This window comes from Microbacterium sp. C5A9, assembly GCF_022627955.1.
In the GTDB taxonomy this organism is placed as follows: domain Bacteria; phylum Actinomycetota; class Actinomycetes; order Actinomycetales; family Microbacteriaceae; genus Microbacterium.
The window spans coordinates 575,609-591,667 of record NZ_JABXGD010000001.1 but is presented as its reverse complement, the minus strand read 5'-3'; the positions used below and the strand labels follow the sequence as shown (position 1 = coordinate 591,667).

Below are 16,059 nucleotides of genomic sequence, written 5' to 3'. Positions count from 1 at the left end.
GAAACACATCGGGTCTTGCGCCGTAACACGCTTTTCGCATACTTTTGCCGGAACGTTCCGGCACGCAGACGTTCCGGCACCGACTTCCGATGGAGACTCCATGAACTGCAGCTGTTCCTCGTCCGACCACGTCCAGCGCTCGCGCCGCCTCGGCGACGGATCCGGCGCGCCGTACGCGACGCTCTCGGCGGACGAGCTGCAGCGCGTGGCCGAAATCCTCCGCGCGGAAGGCGCCCTCGACGACCAGCACCGCATCGCCTACCTCGGACTCGACGAGCCCGACCGCGCCGAGGTCGCCGCAGGCCGCGACGTCCCCCGCCGCGCACGGGTGCAGCTCCTCGACGTCGACAGCGGACGCGCACGGGCACTCTCGGTCGACCTCGGCTCCCGCACGCTCGCGAGAGACGTCGACATCGACCCCGAGATCGACGGCCAGGTGCCGCTGCTGCAGGAGGAGCACGCGATCATCCGCGAGCTCATCGGCGCCGACGAGCGCTGGGCCACCGCGCTCTCCGCTCGCGGCATCGACGACCCGAGCACCGTGGCGCTCGCCGGTCTGTCGGCGGGCCGATACCCGATCGAGGGCGAGAGCGGACGCCGACTGGCGCGCGTGCTCGGACACCACCAGCCGACTCCGCAGACCATGCCCTGGGCGCACCCGATCGACGGTCTCGTCGCCTACGTCGACCTCGCGAGCAGGACGGTCGTCGACGTCATCGACACCGGGGTGATGCCGATCCCCCAGGAGACCGCCGACTATCACGTGCCCGGAACCTTCGGACCCGAGCGCACGACGCAGAAGCCGATCGTCATCACGCAGCCGGAAGGACCGAGCTTCTCGTTCGACGGCGACGTGATCTCGTGGGAGAAGTGGTCGCTGCGCATCGGGTACGACATGCGGGAGGGGCTCATCCTGCACGGCATCGGATTCGAGGACGACGGTCGTGTACGTCCGATCGTGCACCGCGCCTCGATCGCGGAGATGCTCGTGCCGTACGGAGACCCGGGCCCGGTGCGCTTCTGGCAGAACTACTTCGACACCGGCGAGTACCAGCTCGGACGGCTCGTGAACTCGCTCGAACTCGGCTGCGACTGCGTCGGCGACATCACCTACCTCGACGTGCCGATCGCCGACGCACGCGGAGAGGTCAAGGTGCTGCCCCACGCGATCTGCATCCACGAGGAGGATGCCGGGGTGCTCTGGAAGCACACCGAGCAGTTCACCGGCTCGAGCGATGTGCGACGACAGCGCCGCCTGGTGATCTCGTTCTTCGTCACGGTCGGCAACTACGACTACGGCTTCTACTGGTACCTCTACCTCGACGGCAAGATCGAGTTCGAGGCCAAGGCGACCGGCCTCGTCTTCACCGCCGCCTACGACGAGCGCACCAGCCGATTCGCGAGCGAGCTGGCACCGGGGCTCGCCGCCCCGTATCACCAGCATCTGTTCTGCGCCCGGCTCGACATGGCGGTCGACGACGGCCCGGCCGTCATCGACGAGATCGACGTCGGAGCCCTGCCGATCGACGACGACAACGTGCACGGCAGTGCGATCGGATTCACGACCACCCGGCTGCGGAGCGAGCAGGAGGGACGCCGACGCGCGAACTCCACCGTCGATCGCACCTGGCGCGTGAGCAGCGCGACCGCGAAGAACCGCCTGGGCCGACCGACCTCCTACGTACTCACCCCCGAGGGCAAGCCGGTGCTGCTGGCGCAGCCCGAATCGGTGATCGCGTCGCGGGCGCGGTTTGCGACGTCGGATCTGTGGGTCACCGCCTACGACCCCGACGAACGCTACCCCGCGGGCGACGTCGTCAATCAGAGCGCCCCCGAACAGGGCCTCCCCGCCTTCGTCGCGGACGACGCCTCGCTCGACGGCGCCGACCTCGTGCTCTGGCACACCTTCGGTCTCACCCATTTCCCCCGCACCGAGGACTGGCCGATCATGCCCGTCGACACGTGCGGATTCACCCTCAAGCCCCACGACTTCTTCGACCGGAACCCGACCCTCGACGTCCCGGCCTCCCCCACCGCATGCGCCTGCGCTCACGAGGACACAGGCTCTGCGCACTCCGAGCACCACCTGCATCACCTCTCTGTCCGCCCGTCGTCGCACCACGGCTGATCAGCCGTCGTCCGGCATCCCGAAGGGAAACACCGACATGCACACAGCAGCTCGCGCGGGGGTGGCGATGTCCGCCATCGCCGTCCTCGCACTCACCGGATGCGCCGCCGGCGCCTCCCCAGACGCCGAACCCACCCAGGAGGAGGCGGCGCCCGGCTTCCTCGCCGTCGCAGACGACGCCTTCGACGGCGGTGGCGACCTCGTCGTCCAGGTCGACTACGACACCGCAGAGGCGAGCGGTCTCGACCCGCAGGGTGCGGCGACCGCACGCTCGTGGATGCTCGAGGGGCTGTCGTACGAGACCCTCACCACGATCGACGAGAACCTCGACGTCGCGCCGTCGCTCGCCACCTCCTGGGAGACGCCGAGCGACACCGAGTACGTCTTCACGCTGGCGGATGACGCGGTGTTCTCGAACGGACGCCCGATGACGGCTGCCGATGTCGCCGGCAGCCTGCAGCGCCTCATCGACACCCCCACCACCTGGACGGGTCAGCTCGGCCCGATCGCGTCGGTCGAGGTGACCGGCGATCTCGAGGTCACGGTCACCCTGTCGGAGCCGTATGCACCGTTCCTGGCCGCGCTGGCGAACACCCCCGCCGCCATCCTGCCGATGGCCGAGATCGAGTCGGGCGAGATCGACATCACGACCGAGATGGTCGGCACCGGCCCCCTGGTCGCGACCGCGCACCGACAGGACGAGGAGTGGACGTTCGAGCCGAACGAGCACCACCCCGACGCCGCCTCGCTGGGCTTCTCGTCGCTGACGATCGACATCGTCGGCGACGAGGCCACCAGGGCCGCCGCGCTGAGAGACGGTTCGGCGGACTTCGCCGTGCTCAACTCCATCGACTCGGCGGAGCTCCTCGCGAACGCGCAGGACGTCAGCGTCGTCGGGCAGAAGAACACCGACTTCCACTACCTCATGATCAACTCGCTCACGGGCGACGAGGCGCTGCAGGATGAGGACGTCCGCTTCGCCATCAACAGCGCGATCGACCGGGATGCGATCAACGAGCTCGCATTCGGCGGCTCGACCGCGGCGACCGGGGTCACCCCCGCCGGTCTCCCCGATTCGTGCGTCGCCGAGGACCTGCCCTCCGCCGCGCACGACGTCGCCGCGGCGAAGGCCGTGATCGACGAGGTCGGAGGCCTCGAGCTCGACCTCGTCGTGTACACCGACGAGCCGGTGCTCGCCCAGATCGCGCAGGTCATGCAGCAGAACCTCGCCGAGATCGGCGTGACCGTCGACATCCAGCAGGTCGATTACGCCACCTACTCCGATCAGGTGTACGGCAGCCCCGCGACCTTCGACCTGGCGCTGAGCTGGTTCGCCGGCTACGCGGACCCCGCGATGGTCACGACCTGGTGGAACCCCGAGGTCGCCGGGTTCTCGGCCGTCTTCATGAAGGGCTCCGACGAGCTCGACGGCCTGATCGCCGACGGATACTCGACCGAGCCGGGGGCCGACCGGGCCGCCGTGTTCGAGAATCTCTGCGCCGTCGCCGACGAGCAGAGCGAGATGGTGCCGCTGGTGCTGCGTCCCTCCACGATCGGATGGAACACGGAGTCGCTGTCGCCGACGCTCAGCAGCGACGAAGGCTACGGCAACTTCCTGCGGTACATCACCCAGTTCCGCGCCAGCTGACATGGCCGTCGCTCTGTGGTCGCTCCGGCGCATCGGCGCCGCACTCGTGACGCTCGTCGTCGTCTCGGTGCTGATCTTCGCGTCCGTCCGTCTCATGCCGGGCGACTACATCGACCTCGTCCTGGGTCCGCTCGCCACCGAGGCGCAGCGGGCCCAGGCGGTGGCCGAGTCCGGGCTCGACGACCCGGTGGTCGCGCAGTACTTCCACTGGCTGTTCGGCGTTCTCACCGGTGACCTCGGCTACTCGTTCGTGTCGAACGTGTCCGTCACCGACGAGTTCGCCGCACGCCTGCCCGTCACGGCGATGATCGCACTGCTGACGATCGTCGTCACTCTGCTCGTCGGCATCCCGCTCGGCTTCTTCGCAGCCCTACGGTCGGAGGGTTCCGCCGGTGCCGTGGGCCGGATCGTCAGCGCTCTGGGCATCAGCATCCCCGAGTTCCTGCTCGCGGGCGTCGTGGTCTTCGCCGTCTCGACCCTGGGGCTCGGCGTCTCGGTCGGCCGGTTCGCGCCGTTCGCCGTCGACCCTGCGCGCTTCTTCGGGGCTCTCGTGCTTCCCGTCACGGTTCTCGCCGTCGGCTGTGTCGCGGTGGTCGCCAGGAACACGAGGGATGCGGTCATGAACGTCCTCGTCGAACCGCATGTGCAGGCCGCCGTGGCGCGAGGCGAGACCCCCTGGTTCATCATCCGCCACCACGTGCTGCGCAACGCCGCAGCCCCGATCCTCACGATCGTCGGCGCCCTCATCGCCGTCCTCCTCGGCGGCACCGTGATCGTCGAGTTCGTGTTCAACATCCCCGGCATGGGGTCGTACCTGCAGACCGCTCTCGGGCGGCGCGACTATGCGATCGTCCAGAGCGCGGTGCTGCTCGCCGCCATCGTGTTCATCGTCGCGAGCCTGCTCGTCGACCTCATCGCCAATGCGCTGGATCCCCGCCTGCGCCTGACCGGAGGGAGCCGCCGATGACCGTCGTCCCCACAGCCACGCACCGCGTCCGCGCGGCCGGCGACGCGACACGCGGCGCCTGGCGTCGCAGCGACGCCGTGCTGCGCACCGCGATCGTCGTGCTCGGCCTCGTGGTCGTGATCACCGTGATCGCCGTACTCACCGGCCTCGCCGGGTCGACGACCGCGACGGTCGGCGGCCGGCTCGAGGGCCCGTCGGCACTCGCGCCGTTCGGCACCGACAACCTCGGACGCTCGCTCCTCCCCCGCCTGTTCCAGGGCACGGCGACCACGCTCGTCGTCTCGATCGTCGCGGTCGTCTGCTCGGCGGTGGTCAGCACGGTGCTCGGGATGCTCGCGGGCTACTACGGGGGTGCGGTGAACGAGGCGGTGATGCGCGTCGCCGACGTGCTCTACGCGTTCCCCGCACTCGTGCTGGCGATCCTCGTCTCCGCCCTGCTCGGCCCCGGTCGGCCGGCGGCGATCATCAGCATCGTCGTCATCACGATCCCTCTCATGACCCGCGTGGTGCGCATCGCGACCCGAGCGGTCGCCGAACGGGACTTCATCGTGTCGGCGCGCATCAGCGGAGTACGAACCCCGGTGATCTTCGTCCGCCGACTGCTGCCGAACATCGCGGGCACGATCGCGGTGCAGGCGAGCTACGCGCTCTCCGTCGCGATCCTCGTCGAGGGCGGACTGAGCTTCCTCGGCTTCGGCGTGCAGGCCCCTGAGGCCTCCCTCGGTCTGCTCATCCAACAGGGGATGCTCTACATGACCCAGGCTCCCCAGCTCGTGATCGTCCCCGGCGCCGTGCTGGTGGTCTCGATCCTGTGCATCAACATCATCGGCGACGGACTCCGTGACCGATTCGAACCGCGAGAGACGAGGTCCCTCCGATGACCGCCGTACGCATCAGCGACCTGGCACTGGAGTTCACCGGCGCCACCACGGTCAGGGCCCTCGACGGGGTCGACCTCGACGTCGCCGACGGCAGCTCGGTCGCGATCGTGGGCGAGTCGGGCTCCGGCAAGTCGACCCTCGCCTCCGTCATCGGCCGCCTGCAGCCGCGCTCGGCGCAGATCGTCAGCGGCCTGATCGAGGTCGACGGCATCGACGTGCTCGGTCTCGACGACGACGCGCTGCGCGACTACCGACGCGGCACCCTCGCCTACATCGCGCAGGATCCGATCGGCTCGCTCGACCCGACGATGCGCATCGGCGCCCAGCTGAAGCTCGTGCTCCGGGCCGTCGGCGACGACGGCTCTCCCCGCCGCCAGGTGGAGCTGCTGGAGGGCATGCAGATCGCCGATCCTGCGCGCGTCATCCGTCTCTTCCCCCATCAGATCTCGGGCGGGATGGCCCAGCGTGTGGCCATCGCCATGGCGATGTGCCGCCGTCCCCGGCTGCTGATCGCCGACGAGCCGACCGCGGCGCTCGACAGCCAGGTGCGCGAAGAGGTCATCCGGCTGCTGTTCGCTCAGGCGAAGGAGCAGGGCACGACCATCCTCTGGCTCAGCCACGACCTGCCGGCCGTCGCTCGCTGGTGCGACGAGGTCGCCGTCATGTACGCCGGCAGGGTCGTCGAACGCGGTCCGGCATCAGCCGTGCTCGGCACCCCCGTGCACCCGTACGCCCGAGCGCTCGCGGCGACCGATCCCTCCCGTGCGAAGAGAGGAGAGCGACTCTCGAGCATCCCCGGTTCCCCGCCGGTGCTGCACGGCGAGGCGGAGGGCTGCGCCTTCGCGGCACGCTGTGCTCACCGCATCGATGCGTGCGAGATCGTCAGACCCGAGCCCGTGTCGCCACGACACAGTCTGTGCATCCGCACCGCGGACCTGGTGCTGGCGGATCGGCGAGCAGGACTCATCCCCGAACAGGAGGTGTCGGCATGAGCGCGTCCTCCGTAATCCCCACCGTCGAACTCGACGACGTCAGCGTCGCCTTCTCCTCGGGCTTCGGCGCGGGCAAGCGAGAGGTCAGGGCCATGTCGGGCGTCTCGTTCTCGGTGGCGCCCGGCGAGACGCTGGGCCTGGTCGGCGAGTCCGGCTCGGGCAAGACGACGACGGGGACCGTGGTGCTCGGACTGCAGCACCCCGACTCGGGCGCCGTGAGGTTCCAGGGAGCGCCGCTCGCCCGGAGTCTGCGATCCCGCGCCGGGCGGATGCAGGCGGTCCTGCAGCATCCGCGATGGGCACTCGACCCGCGCTCGACCGTGCTCTCGTCGGTGCTCGAACCCGTGCTCGTGCACGAGCGTCGCACGCCGGCGACCGAGGAGCGCGCTCTGGCGATGCTCGAGAGCGTCGGCCTCCCGGCCTCGTTCGCCGCTCGCCGTCCCCACCAGCTCTCGGGCGGACAGCTGCAGCGGGTGAGCGTCGCGCGGGCGCTCGTGACCCACCCCGCCTTCATCGTCTTCGACGAGGCCGTCAGCGCGCTCGACGTCTCGGTGCAGGCGCAGATCCTCAACCTCATCCAGGACCTGCAGGCGGAGCACGGCTTCGCGGCCCTGTTCATCTCCCACGACCTGGCAGCCGTGCGCTACATCTCCCATCACGTGGCGGTGATGCGCGCCGGCGAGATCGTCGAGCACGCCCCGACCGAGGTCTTCTACGACCTGCCCAGCCATCCCTATTCGCGTCAACTGTTCCAGGAGCTCTCATCGTGACCGACACCCACCGTCTCGCCCCCGTCCTCGCCGCAGGACCGCGCCGATCCAACGGCGACTACGCCCTCTCGCCCGTGCACGGCACCGATCGCGGGCAGGTCGAGTACGACTTCCCCGGCGTGCTCCTCGGAACGGCCGAGTACGCCGAGGGTCCGACCGGAGCGACGGTGCTGTCGATCCCGGCCGGCGCGCGGACGTTCACCGACCGTCGCGGAGGCGCCGTCGGCGCCAGCGGCCTGTACGGGTACAACCACGCCGTCTGCCTCGCCGGGGGCTCGGTGTACGGCCTCTCCGCGGTCGCCGGTGTGTCGGAGGCGCTGTTCGAGCGTGCCGAGAACCGTTCCGGATTCGACCAGCTCCAGCTCGTCTCCGGAGCGATCATCTACGACTATTCGGTGCGCGAGAACTCCGTCTTCCCCGACACCGCGCTCGGCAAGGCCGCCCTGCAGGCCGCACGTCAGGGCGTCGTCGAGGTCGGCCGGGTCGGAGGTGGCGCCTCGGCATCGTCCGGAAAGGTCGACCCGGCGCGGGTGGAATTCACCGGCCAGGGCGTCGCCTTCCGCCAGGTGGGTGACGTGAAGGTCCTCGTCGTGACGGTGCTCAACCCCTACGGGGTGATCCTCGATCGCTCCGGCAGGATCATCCGCGGCAACTACGACGCGAACACCGGCGAGCGCCGCCATCCTGCACTCGACTACGAGGAGGCGATCGGCGAGTCCCGACTCGTCGACTCGATGTCGGGCAACACCACGATCACCGCGGTCGTCACGAACGTGCAGCTCAGCGACACCGAACTCAGGCAGTTCGGTCTGCAGGTGCACAGCTCGATGCACCGCGGCATCCAGCCCTTCCACACCCCGCTCGACGGCGACACGCTCTTCGCGTTGACGACCGACGAGGTCGCGCTGCCCGAGAACCCCCGCACCTCCCGGGGCCGCCTCTCGCTGAACTCGACCGCCGTCGCCACCCTCGCGGGCGAGACGGCGTGGGACGCGATCCTCTGCGCGGCGGGCTGACCGTGTACGAATTCGAGAAGTACCTCGCTCCGTCGCAGCACGAGATCACCGAGCTGGTCCGTCGACACCCGTTCGCGCTCGTCGTGACCAACGGCGGCGGGGCCGCGGGCGCCCCCACCGTCACGCACACTCCGGTGATCATCGAGCGGATGGCGCCGGACGGCGGCTTCGTCGGTGGCGAGCTGCTGGGGCACATCGCGCGGAAGAATCCGCAATGGCAGCAGATCGCCGACGGAGACTCGGTGCTGCTGGTGTTCTCCGGACCCCACGGCTACGTCTCGCCCACCACCTACGCCGACGACCCCAACGTGCCGACATGGGATTACGCGGCCGTGCATCTCACGGCCAGGGTGACCGTGCTCGAGGGCTCGGACGACGGCATGCATGTCGTCACCCGCACTGTCGAGGAGCTCGAGAGCCTCGAGCCGACGGCATGGGACATGCAGAGCTCGCTGCCCACGTTCGAGCGCATCGTCGGGGGGATCGTGTCGTTCCGGTTCGAGATCATCGAGCAGCGCGCGGTCTTCAAGGTGAGTCAGGACAAGCCGCGCGAGGTGCGCGAGCGCGTCGCCGCGGCATCCCGCGCCCGCGGCTGCCCCTACGGAGACGTCGCCGAACTCGTCGAACGCATCGGAGGAGAGCAGTGATCGTCCACGAGTGGTCTGCCGAGGCCGCGGAGCCGCGCGAGGAGGGCCGGCGATTCGGCGCGCACTGGTCGCCGCAGCTCGCCGCGGCCCGCGACTCCTATCTGAGGCTCTTCGCGCAGTCGGGCGTCCCCGCCGAGCGCGCCCGGGCGATCGCCGACGAATGCCGGGCGATGACCGAGACCCACGCACCCGAGATCGCCGACGAGTTCGTCGGGATCGCCGAGGGCAGCGGTCTGTCGTCGACCGACGTGCATCTGCTGACCGCGCGCACCGAGATCCTGGCGCGCATGACGCCGTCGATGGAGTGCTCGACCGTCGTGTACGTGCCCGAGGAGGCGAGTGCGCCGCGCACCCTCCAGACCTGGGACTGGCACGAGACCCTGTCGAACGAGACCGTGGTGCGGCGCCTGCGGTCGGCATCCGGAACCGGAGTCGTGACCTTCTGCGAATTCGGACAACCGGCGAAGATCGGCGTGAACGACCGCGGCCTCGGACTCCACTTCAACATCCTCCATCACCGCTCCGACGGCTCGCAGCCGGGAGTGCCGGTGCACGTGCTCGCACGTATGATCCTCGACCGTGCGTCGACGGTCGCCGAGGCGGTCGAGGTCGCACGGAGCGTGCCGCTCGCCGCATCCAGCGTCCTGACCGTCGCGGCCTTCGACGGACGGGTGGCCGAGGCCGCAGCCGTCGAGGTCTCCCCCGCGGGGGTGGCGGTGCTGCCGGTGCCGCGCGGCCGCACGCTGGCCCACACGAACCACTTCCTCGACGAGACGCTCGCCGCCGGCGAGTACTCGCCCTACGAGACCACGAGTGTGCCTCGATACCGGTGTCTGACGGATGCGGCGGATCTTGCGCGGATCGTGGACGATCGCGAACGCGCCCTCGCGTTCGGCGCCATCCCGAACGCACCGATCTCCGTGCGCGCGCGGCCCGATCAGCCCGAGCACCTCCGCTGGGAGACGAAACTCACGGTCGCTCTCGACGTCGCGGCGGGGGCCCTGTCCTTCGCCGCCGCGGCGCCGGCCGACGTCGTCGACGCCGAGTGGCGTCGTGTGGGCATCCTGAGCGACGCGCACCCCTCGTCCGTCCGATGAACGACCTCCTGCACCTCGGCGCACTGGCACTGGCGGCGATCGGTGCGGGGTCGTTGATCGGCATCCGGCGGGGAGTCGGCGCTCCCGAGATCGCCGCGGCCGTGCTGATGCTGGCGGGCATGAGCGATGCCATGACGGTCGCGCTGCTGCCGCCCGTCGTCTGGTTCGCCGTCATGGTCCCCACCGCGATCGCGCTCGCGATCCGCTGCCGGGTGCCGGCTGCGCTCGAAGGCCGGAGAGCGCAGGCAGGCGGCATGCTGTCGGCCCACCTCGCGCTCGGACTCGTCTCGACCGCTGCGCTCATCCTTCTGATGGCGGCGATTCCTGCGACGGGCGTCGCCGGCGCGGGGGCCTCTTCCGCGCACTCCCACGGCGGGGGCTCAGGGATGCCGCAGGTGCTCAGCGTGGCTCTCGGGCTCGGAGCGATCCTGCTCTCGGCGATCGCACTGCGCGCGGAGCCGTCGTGGCTCCACCGCGTGCATCACACCACGATGGCGGCATCGACGGTCGCGATGGCCGCCATCGTGGCGTTCTGAGCACCGGCCGTCATCGACGGCTGCGCGACTCAGTGGAAGAAGTGACGCTCTCCGGTGAAGAACATCGTGACGCCGGCCTTGCGCGCGGCGTCCACGACCTCTTCGTCGCGCACCGACCCACCGGGCTGCACGATCGCGGTGACGCCCGCGTCGATGAGCACCTGGGCCCCGTCGGCGAACGGGAAGAACGCATCGGAGGCTGCGACCGAGCCGGCGGCACGGTCACCGGCACGCTCGACCGCGAGACGGCACGAGTCGACGCGGTTGACCTGGCCCATGCCGACGCCGACCGTGGCGTTGTCCTTCGCGAGCACGATGGCGTTCGACTTCACGGCCCGGCATGCCTTCCACGCGAAGATGAGGTTCTCCATCTCCTCGTCGCTCGGACGCTCGCCCGAGACGAGCTCCCAGTTCTTCGCGACCGACACGATGTCGTCGGGGAAGCGGTCGGCGTCCTGCAGCAGCAGACCGCCCGAGACCAGACGCACGTCCATACGCTCCTGCTGCCAGTCCTCGGGCAGCTGCAGCAGGCGCAGGTTCTTCTTCGCTTTGAAGACCTCGAGGGCTGCGGGCTCGAACGACGGCGCGACGATGACCTCGGTGAAGATGTCCTTGAGGTTCTCGGCCATCTTGAGCGTCACGGTGCCGTTCGCGGCGATGACGCCGCCGTAGGCCGACACGGGGTCGCACTCGTGGGCGCGGATGTGCGCGCTTGCGATCGGGTCGAGAGCATTGGGAGCGGTGGTCGCGATGCCGCACGGGTTCGCGTGCTTGATGATCGCGACGGCGGGCTTGACCATGTCGTAGGCGGCGCGCAGCGCGGCATCCGCGTCGACGTAGTTGTTGTACGACATCTCCTTGCCCTGCAGCTGCGTGGCCTGGGCGATACCGTGGCCGCCGACGCGCGTGTAGATCGCGCCGCGCTGATGCGAGTTCTCGCCGTAGCGCAGCGTTGCGAGGCGCTCGGCCTGGATCGTGAGGTGAGTGGGCAGGTCTTCGCCGTCGCCCAGCGTGCCCTCGGCGAACCAGGCGGCGACCGCCGTGTCGTAGGCGGCCGTGTGCGCGAAGGCGCGTGCGGCGAGCTCGCGGCGCTGCGTCAGGGTCGTGCCGCCGTTCTCGATCGCGGTGATGATGCCGGGGTACGACTGGGGCGAGACGACGATCGCGACGTTCGCGTGGTTCTTCGCCGCGGCACGCACCATGGCGGGGCCGCCGATGTCGATCTGCTCGACGACGTCGTCACCCTCGGCACCCGAGGCGACCGTCTCGACGAACGGGTAGAGGTTGACGACGACGAGCTCGAACGGCTCGATGTCGAGGTCGGCGAGCTGACGCTCGTGGTCCTCGAGGCGCAGATCGGCGAGCAGGCCGCCGTGGATCTTCGGGTGCAGCGTCTTGACGCGTCCGTCGAGCATCTCGGCGACGCCGGTGACGGCGGCGACATCGGTCACGTCGAATCCGGCCTCGCGGATCGTCGAGGCCGTCGAGCCGGTCGAGACGATCTGCACTCCGGCGTCGGAGAGCGCCTGGGCGAGCACCAGCAGATCGGTCTTGTCGCTGACCGAGACGAGTGCGCGGCGGACGGCGACGGTGTCGCGATCGCGGTACAGCGAGTGGTCGTGGCGGGGGCCGGCCATGATGGGCTCCTTCGTGCGAGGGTGGCGTGCGTGGATCGGTTCAGGATGCTGCGTGCAGCGGGAGCTCGCCGGTCGCGATGCGTCGCACCACGTCGATGAGCAGTCGGCGTTCGACGGGCTTGATGCGCTCGTGCAGGGTGTGCTCGGTGTCGCCGTCGACGATCTGCACCCGCTCCTGGGCGAGGATCGGGCCCGTGTCGACGCCGTCGTCGACCACGATCACGCTCGCGCCCGTCTCGGCGACTCCGGCGGCGAGCGCGTCGCGCACGCCGTGCGCCCCGGGGAACTCCGGCAGGTACGCGGGGTGGGTGTTGATCAGGCGCGGCGAGAGGTCCGCGACGAGCGCGGGAGGGAGCAGGCGCATGAGACCGCTGAGCACGACGAGATCGGCGTTCCAGACGGCGAGCTGACGACCGAGCTCCTCGCCCCAGGCCTCACGGGACTCGTGCTCGTGCCACGGCACGGTGAAGCTCGGGATGCCGAACTCCTCGGCGTGGGCGAGGCCGTCGGCTTCGCGATCGGCACCGACGACCACCACCCGCGCAGGGAAATCGGGGTGACGAGCGGCCTCGAGGAGGGCGCGAAGGTTCGAGCCGGTGCCCGAGATGAGAACGGCGACCGTGAGCACGCGCCCAGTCTACCGGGGCGGAGGAGACGCCCCGACCCGCGTGTCAGTCGTGCGGGCCGTTCGGGTCGCGGCCCGGGGGCCGGTACCCGGAGAGGTCGTCGAGAGGCGCGGTGGCATAGTCGGATCCGTCGGTCTCATTCGCGGCCTCGACGGTCGCCGGTGCGGCTTCGGATGCCGACATCTCGGCGATCCACCGAGCGGTGCGCTCTTCGGCGAGCTCATCGCGGTTGCGCGGTGACAGCAGCAGGATCGCGGCCCCCAGCAGCACCTCGCCGCCGAGCGCGAGAGCGAACGGCAGTGCGGACGGCCCGGCTTCCGCCAGGCGCCCCGGGCCCAGGGAGCCGCCCGCGAGCAGCGCCGCGACGGCGGCCACACCGGCGGAGAGAGCAGCGATCCCGAGCGCGATGACCGCTCTCGGCGCGGCGCCCAACGGCGTCCCCTCCCACACCAGGCGCGAGCGTACCGCCCAGCCTGCGACCGCACCCGCCCCGATCGGGACGATGACCACGATGAGCATCCAGATCGACGAGTTCTCGGGAAGGAGACCCAGGACGGGGATGCCCGGGACGACCCCCAGCTGGGTACCGGCGGGTGACACCGCCGTGCCGATCCCCACAGCGAAACCGGGTCCGGCGAGCCAGGACGCCGTCCACACCAGCAGGGTGGGCAGGTACGCCAGCTGACCGAGGGTGATCACGGTCGCCCCGAGAGCATCCACCCGCGCCGCCTGGAAGAGCGCGACCACCTCACCGCCGCGCACGACCGTGGCCACAGCGAGCGCGGCGGCCGAGACGGCCGTCACCGCGACCAGGGCGAACGCCGCACCGCGCACGGCGGCGGCGGGCACCGGCGCCCAGTCGCCCCAGGAGTCCATGAGGTCGTGCACACGATCGATCAGACCGCCGTCGCCGTCGTCCCACACGGCAGCCACCGATCCGCACAGGGCCCCCACCAGGTAGACCGCCGTGGGGAAGACGATCGCCGGGGCGAAGGGCACCTGCGCGCCGCCGAGCTGCGCGGTGAGCGCGACGGCGGCCGCGATCGCGCCGAACGCGGCGGTCCCCGCGAGCGTGCCGAGCAGCCACGCGCCCGCGCGGGCGGCTCGCGCGCCCGAGCGGGCGGCGAAGAGCAGGGTGAAGACCAGGAACGCGAGCGGAGCGACCGAGAGCGTGAAGGCGGCGGCGTCGGGCGCGACTCCGGCCGCACGCAGGACGTCGGTGGAGATCTCGATGCTCAGCGGCACACCATGGCCGAACTGCCACAGGGTCCCGGCCAGCGGCCACAGCGCGCCCCAGTCGGCCGTCGCACCGAAGGCGAGCGTCCACAGCAGGGTCAGCGGCGCCAGGAGGACGACGAGGCCCACCGCCGCGGCGATGGCGGCGTCGAAGGCGGCGAGGAGCGCGACGAGGAGGCGTTGCATATCGATTCGAGACTACGACGTGAAGGCCGTGGGAGCCCTGGGGACGCGCGCGACGCGGGCGACACGATATCGTCTCCTGCGGAGGTTTCCCGATGTCAACTGCCCCGTCCCCCACCCGATCCCAGGCCGAGCCCCCGAACGCCCTGGACCGCTTCTTCGAGATCAGCAAGCGCGGATCCACGATCGGCACCGAGATCCGAGGTGGCCTGGTGACGTTCGTCACGATGGCCTACATCGTGATCCTGAACCCGATCATCCTGTCGACGCCCGACGTCGACGGCAACACTCTCGCCGGTACCGCCGTGGCCGCCGCCACCGCGCTGACCGCCGGTGTCATGACGATCCTGTTCGGTCTCATCACCCGCCTGCCGTTCGCCTTCGCGGCCGGACTCGGCATCAACGCGTTCATCGCGTTCTCCGTCGTCGGCACGGTGACCTGGCCCGAAGCCATGGCACTCGTGATGATCAACGGTGTCATCATCGTCCTGCTCGCGGCCACCGGCCTGCGCAAGATGATCTTCGACGCCGTGCCCGTGCAGCTCAAGCTCGCGATCACCGTCGGAATCGGCCTGTTCATCGCCTTCATCGGCTTCGTCAACGCCGGCTTCGTCACCGCCACCGGAAACGCCTCGCCGCCCGTCGACCTCGGCATCGGCGGCTCCGTCGCCTCGATCCCGACCGTGCTCTTCGTGATCACGCTCCTGCTCGGTGGAGTGCTCACGGCGCTGCGGGTGAAGGGCGCGATCCTCATCGCACTCGTCGGTGGCACCGTTCTCGGCGCGATCGCCAACCTGATCTGGCCGTTCGGTCTCGACTTCGGCTTCACCGGCGCGATCGTCGGGCTTCCCGACCTCAGCCTCATCGGTCAGGTCGACTTCGGCTTCGACCTCGAGAAGGTCAGCCTGGTCGCCCTCGTGATGTTCGTCTTCACCCTGCTGTTCTCGAACTTCTTCGACGCGATGGGCACCATGACGGGCCTGGCGAAGGAAGCCGACCTGGCCGACGAGAAGGGCGACTTCCCCCGCATCAAGTCCGCTCTGGTCGTTGAGGGCATCGGCGCGATCGCGGGTGGTGGCACGTCGTCATCGTCGGCCACCGTGTTCGTCGAGTCCGGCGCCGGCATCGGCGAGGGCGCCCGCACGGGCTTCGCCACCGTCATCACCGGTGCGATGTTCCTCGTCGCGATGTTCTTCACCCCGCTCACCTCGCTCGTGCCCGGAGCGGTCGCCGCCGCCGCTCTCGTGCTCGTCGGAGCGCTCATGCTCGCGCAGATCAAGAACATCGATCTGAGCGACTTCCGCGTGCTGCTGCCGGTGTTCCTCACCGCGACCGTGATGCCGATGACCTACTCGATCGCCAACGGCATCGGTGCGGGCTTCATCAGCTGGATCGTCGTGAACGCCTTCTCCGGCCGGGCCAAGACCATCCACCCGCTGCTGTGGGCGGTCGGCGTCGGCTTCGTGATCTTCTTCGCCCGCGGGCCGATCGAAGCGCTCTTCGGCGTCGCCTGAGCGACGAACGACCACCAGAGGGGCGGATGCGAGCTGCATCCGCCCCTCTGTCGCGTGCGGGACCCGAGATCGCCCGGGCGCATCGCGCCGCGCTCCGCCTCGAGACACCCACCTGGCGCGCCAGCGCCGACGACTCGGGGCGGGCATGAAAGAAGGCCCCGGAGTGGAGTCCGGGGCCTTC

General features: G+C 70.0%; 14 protein-coding genes. 11 read left to right on the top strand and 3 right to left on the bottom strand.

Annotated elements, in window-relative coordinates; all coding sequences use genetic code 11:
* Positions 1-100: 100 nt before the first annotated feature.
* The 10 genes from HWD99_RS02675 to HWD99_RS02630 are packed head-to-tail and all read left to right on the top strand — an operon-like array spanning position 101 to position 10,682.
* Positions 101-2,128 (top strand): primary-amine oxidase, encoded by a 2,028-nt coding sequence (locus HWD99_RS02675; protein ID WP_241794690.1) that lies wholly within the window; start codon positions 101-103, stop codon positions 2,126-2,128.
* A gap of 37 nt (positions 2,129-2,165) precedes the next feature.
* A complete protein-coding gene (locus tag HWD99_RS02670; RefSeq protein WP_241794689.1) occupies positions 2,166-3,776 on the top strand; it encodes an ABC transporter substrate-binding protein in 1,611 nt (536 codons plus the stop codon).
* A 1-nt stretch (position 3,777) separates the two neighbouring features.
* Entirely contained in the window at positions 3,778-4,743 is a 966-nt protein-coding gene (locus HWD99_RS02665; RefSeq protein WP_241794687.1) for an ABC transporter permease, read from the top strand.
* Positions 4,740-5,624, top strand: coding sequence for an ABC transporter permease (locus tag HWD99_RS02660; RefSeq protein WP_241794686.1), 885 nt, complete (start codon positions 4,740-4,742; stop codon positions 5,622-5,624). The genes HWD99_RS02665 and HWD99_RS02660 overlap by 4 nt, the downstream gene beginning before the upstream one ends.
* On the top strand, positions 5,621-6,616 hold the full coding sequence (locus HWD99_RS02655; protein WP_241794685.1) for an ABC transporter ATP-binding protein: 996 nt from the start codon (positions 5,621-5,623) through the stop codon (positions 6,614-6,616). Before HWD99_RS02660 ends, HWD99_RS02655 begins: the two co-directional genes overlap by 4 nt.
* Entirely contained in the window at positions 6,613-7,386 is a 774-nt protein-coding gene (locus tag HWD99_RS02650) for an ATP-binding cassette domain-containing protein (protein ID WP_241794684.1), read from the top strand. Before HWD99_RS02655 ends, HWD99_RS02650 begins: the two co-directional genes overlap by 4 nt.
* Positions 7,383-8,402, top strand: a complete 1,020-nt coding sequence (locus HWD99_RS02645) for a P1 family peptidase (protein ID WP_241794683.1) — start codon at positions 7,383-7,385, stop codon at positions 8,400-8,402. The genes HWD99_RS02650 and HWD99_RS02645 overlap by 4 nt, the downstream gene beginning before the upstream one ends.
* Positions 8,372-9,049, top strand: a complete 678-nt coding sequence (locus HWD99_RS02640) for an FMN-binding negative transcriptional regulator (protein ID WP_241794682.1) — start codon at positions 8,372-8,374, stop codon at positions 9,047-9,049. The genes HWD99_RS02645 and HWD99_RS02640 overlap by 31 nt, the downstream gene beginning before the upstream one ends.
* On the top strand, positions 9,046-10,146 hold the full coding sequence (locus tag HWD99_RS02635; protein WP_241794680.1) for a C45 family peptidase: 1,101 nt from the start codon (positions 9,046-9,048) through the stop codon (positions 10,144-10,146). Before HWD99_RS02640 ends, HWD99_RS02635 begins: the two co-directional genes overlap by 4 nt.
* A complete protein-coding gene (locus tag HWD99_RS02630) occupies positions 10,143-10,682 on the top strand; it encodes a hypothetical protein (RefSeq protein WP_241794679.1) in 540 nt (179 codons plus the stop codon). The genes HWD99_RS02635 and HWD99_RS02630 overlap by 4 nt, the downstream gene beginning before the upstream one ends.
* 29 nt (positions 10,683-10,711) lie before the next feature.
* On the opposite strand, the gene purH is transcribed toward HWD99_RS02630, so the two are convergent.
* The 3 genes from purH to HWD99_RS02615 are packed head-to-tail and all read right to left on the bottom strand — an operon-like array spanning position 10,712 to position 14,367.
* Entirely contained in the window at positions 10,712-12,319 is a 1,608-nt protein-coding gene (gene purH / locus HWD99_RS02625) for a bifunctional phosphoribosylaminoimidazolecarboxamide formyltransferase/IMP cyclohydrolase (RefSeq protein WP_241794678.1), read from the bottom strand.
* 40 nt (positions 12,320-12,359) lie between these two features.
* Positions 12,360-12,947, bottom strand: coding sequence for a phosphoribosylglycinamide formyltransferase (gene purN, locus HWD99_RS02620; RefSeq protein ID WP_241794677.1), 588 nt, complete (start codon positions 12,945-12,947; stop codon positions 12,360-12,362).
* Positions 12,948-12,990: 43 nt separating this feature from the next.
* Positions 12,991-14,367 carry a DUF6350 family protein gene (locus tag HWD99_RS02615; protein WP_241794676.1) on the bottom strand — a complete coding sequence of 459 codons (1,377 nt, stop codon included), beginning with the start codon at positions 14,365-14,367 and terminating at the stop codon, positions 12,991-12,993.
* A 92-nt stretch (positions 14,368-14,459) separates the two neighbouring features.
* On the opposite strand from HWD99_RS02615, the gene HWD99_RS02610 reads away from it, so the two are divergent.
* Positions 14,460-15,878: an NCS2 family permease gene (locus HWD99_RS02610; RefSeq protein ID WP_241794675.1), complete on the top strand. Its 1,419-nt coding sequence runs from the start codon at positions 14,460-14,462 to the stop codon at positions 15,876-15,878.
* The last annotated feature ends 181 nt before the right edge of the window (positions 15,879-16,059 follow it).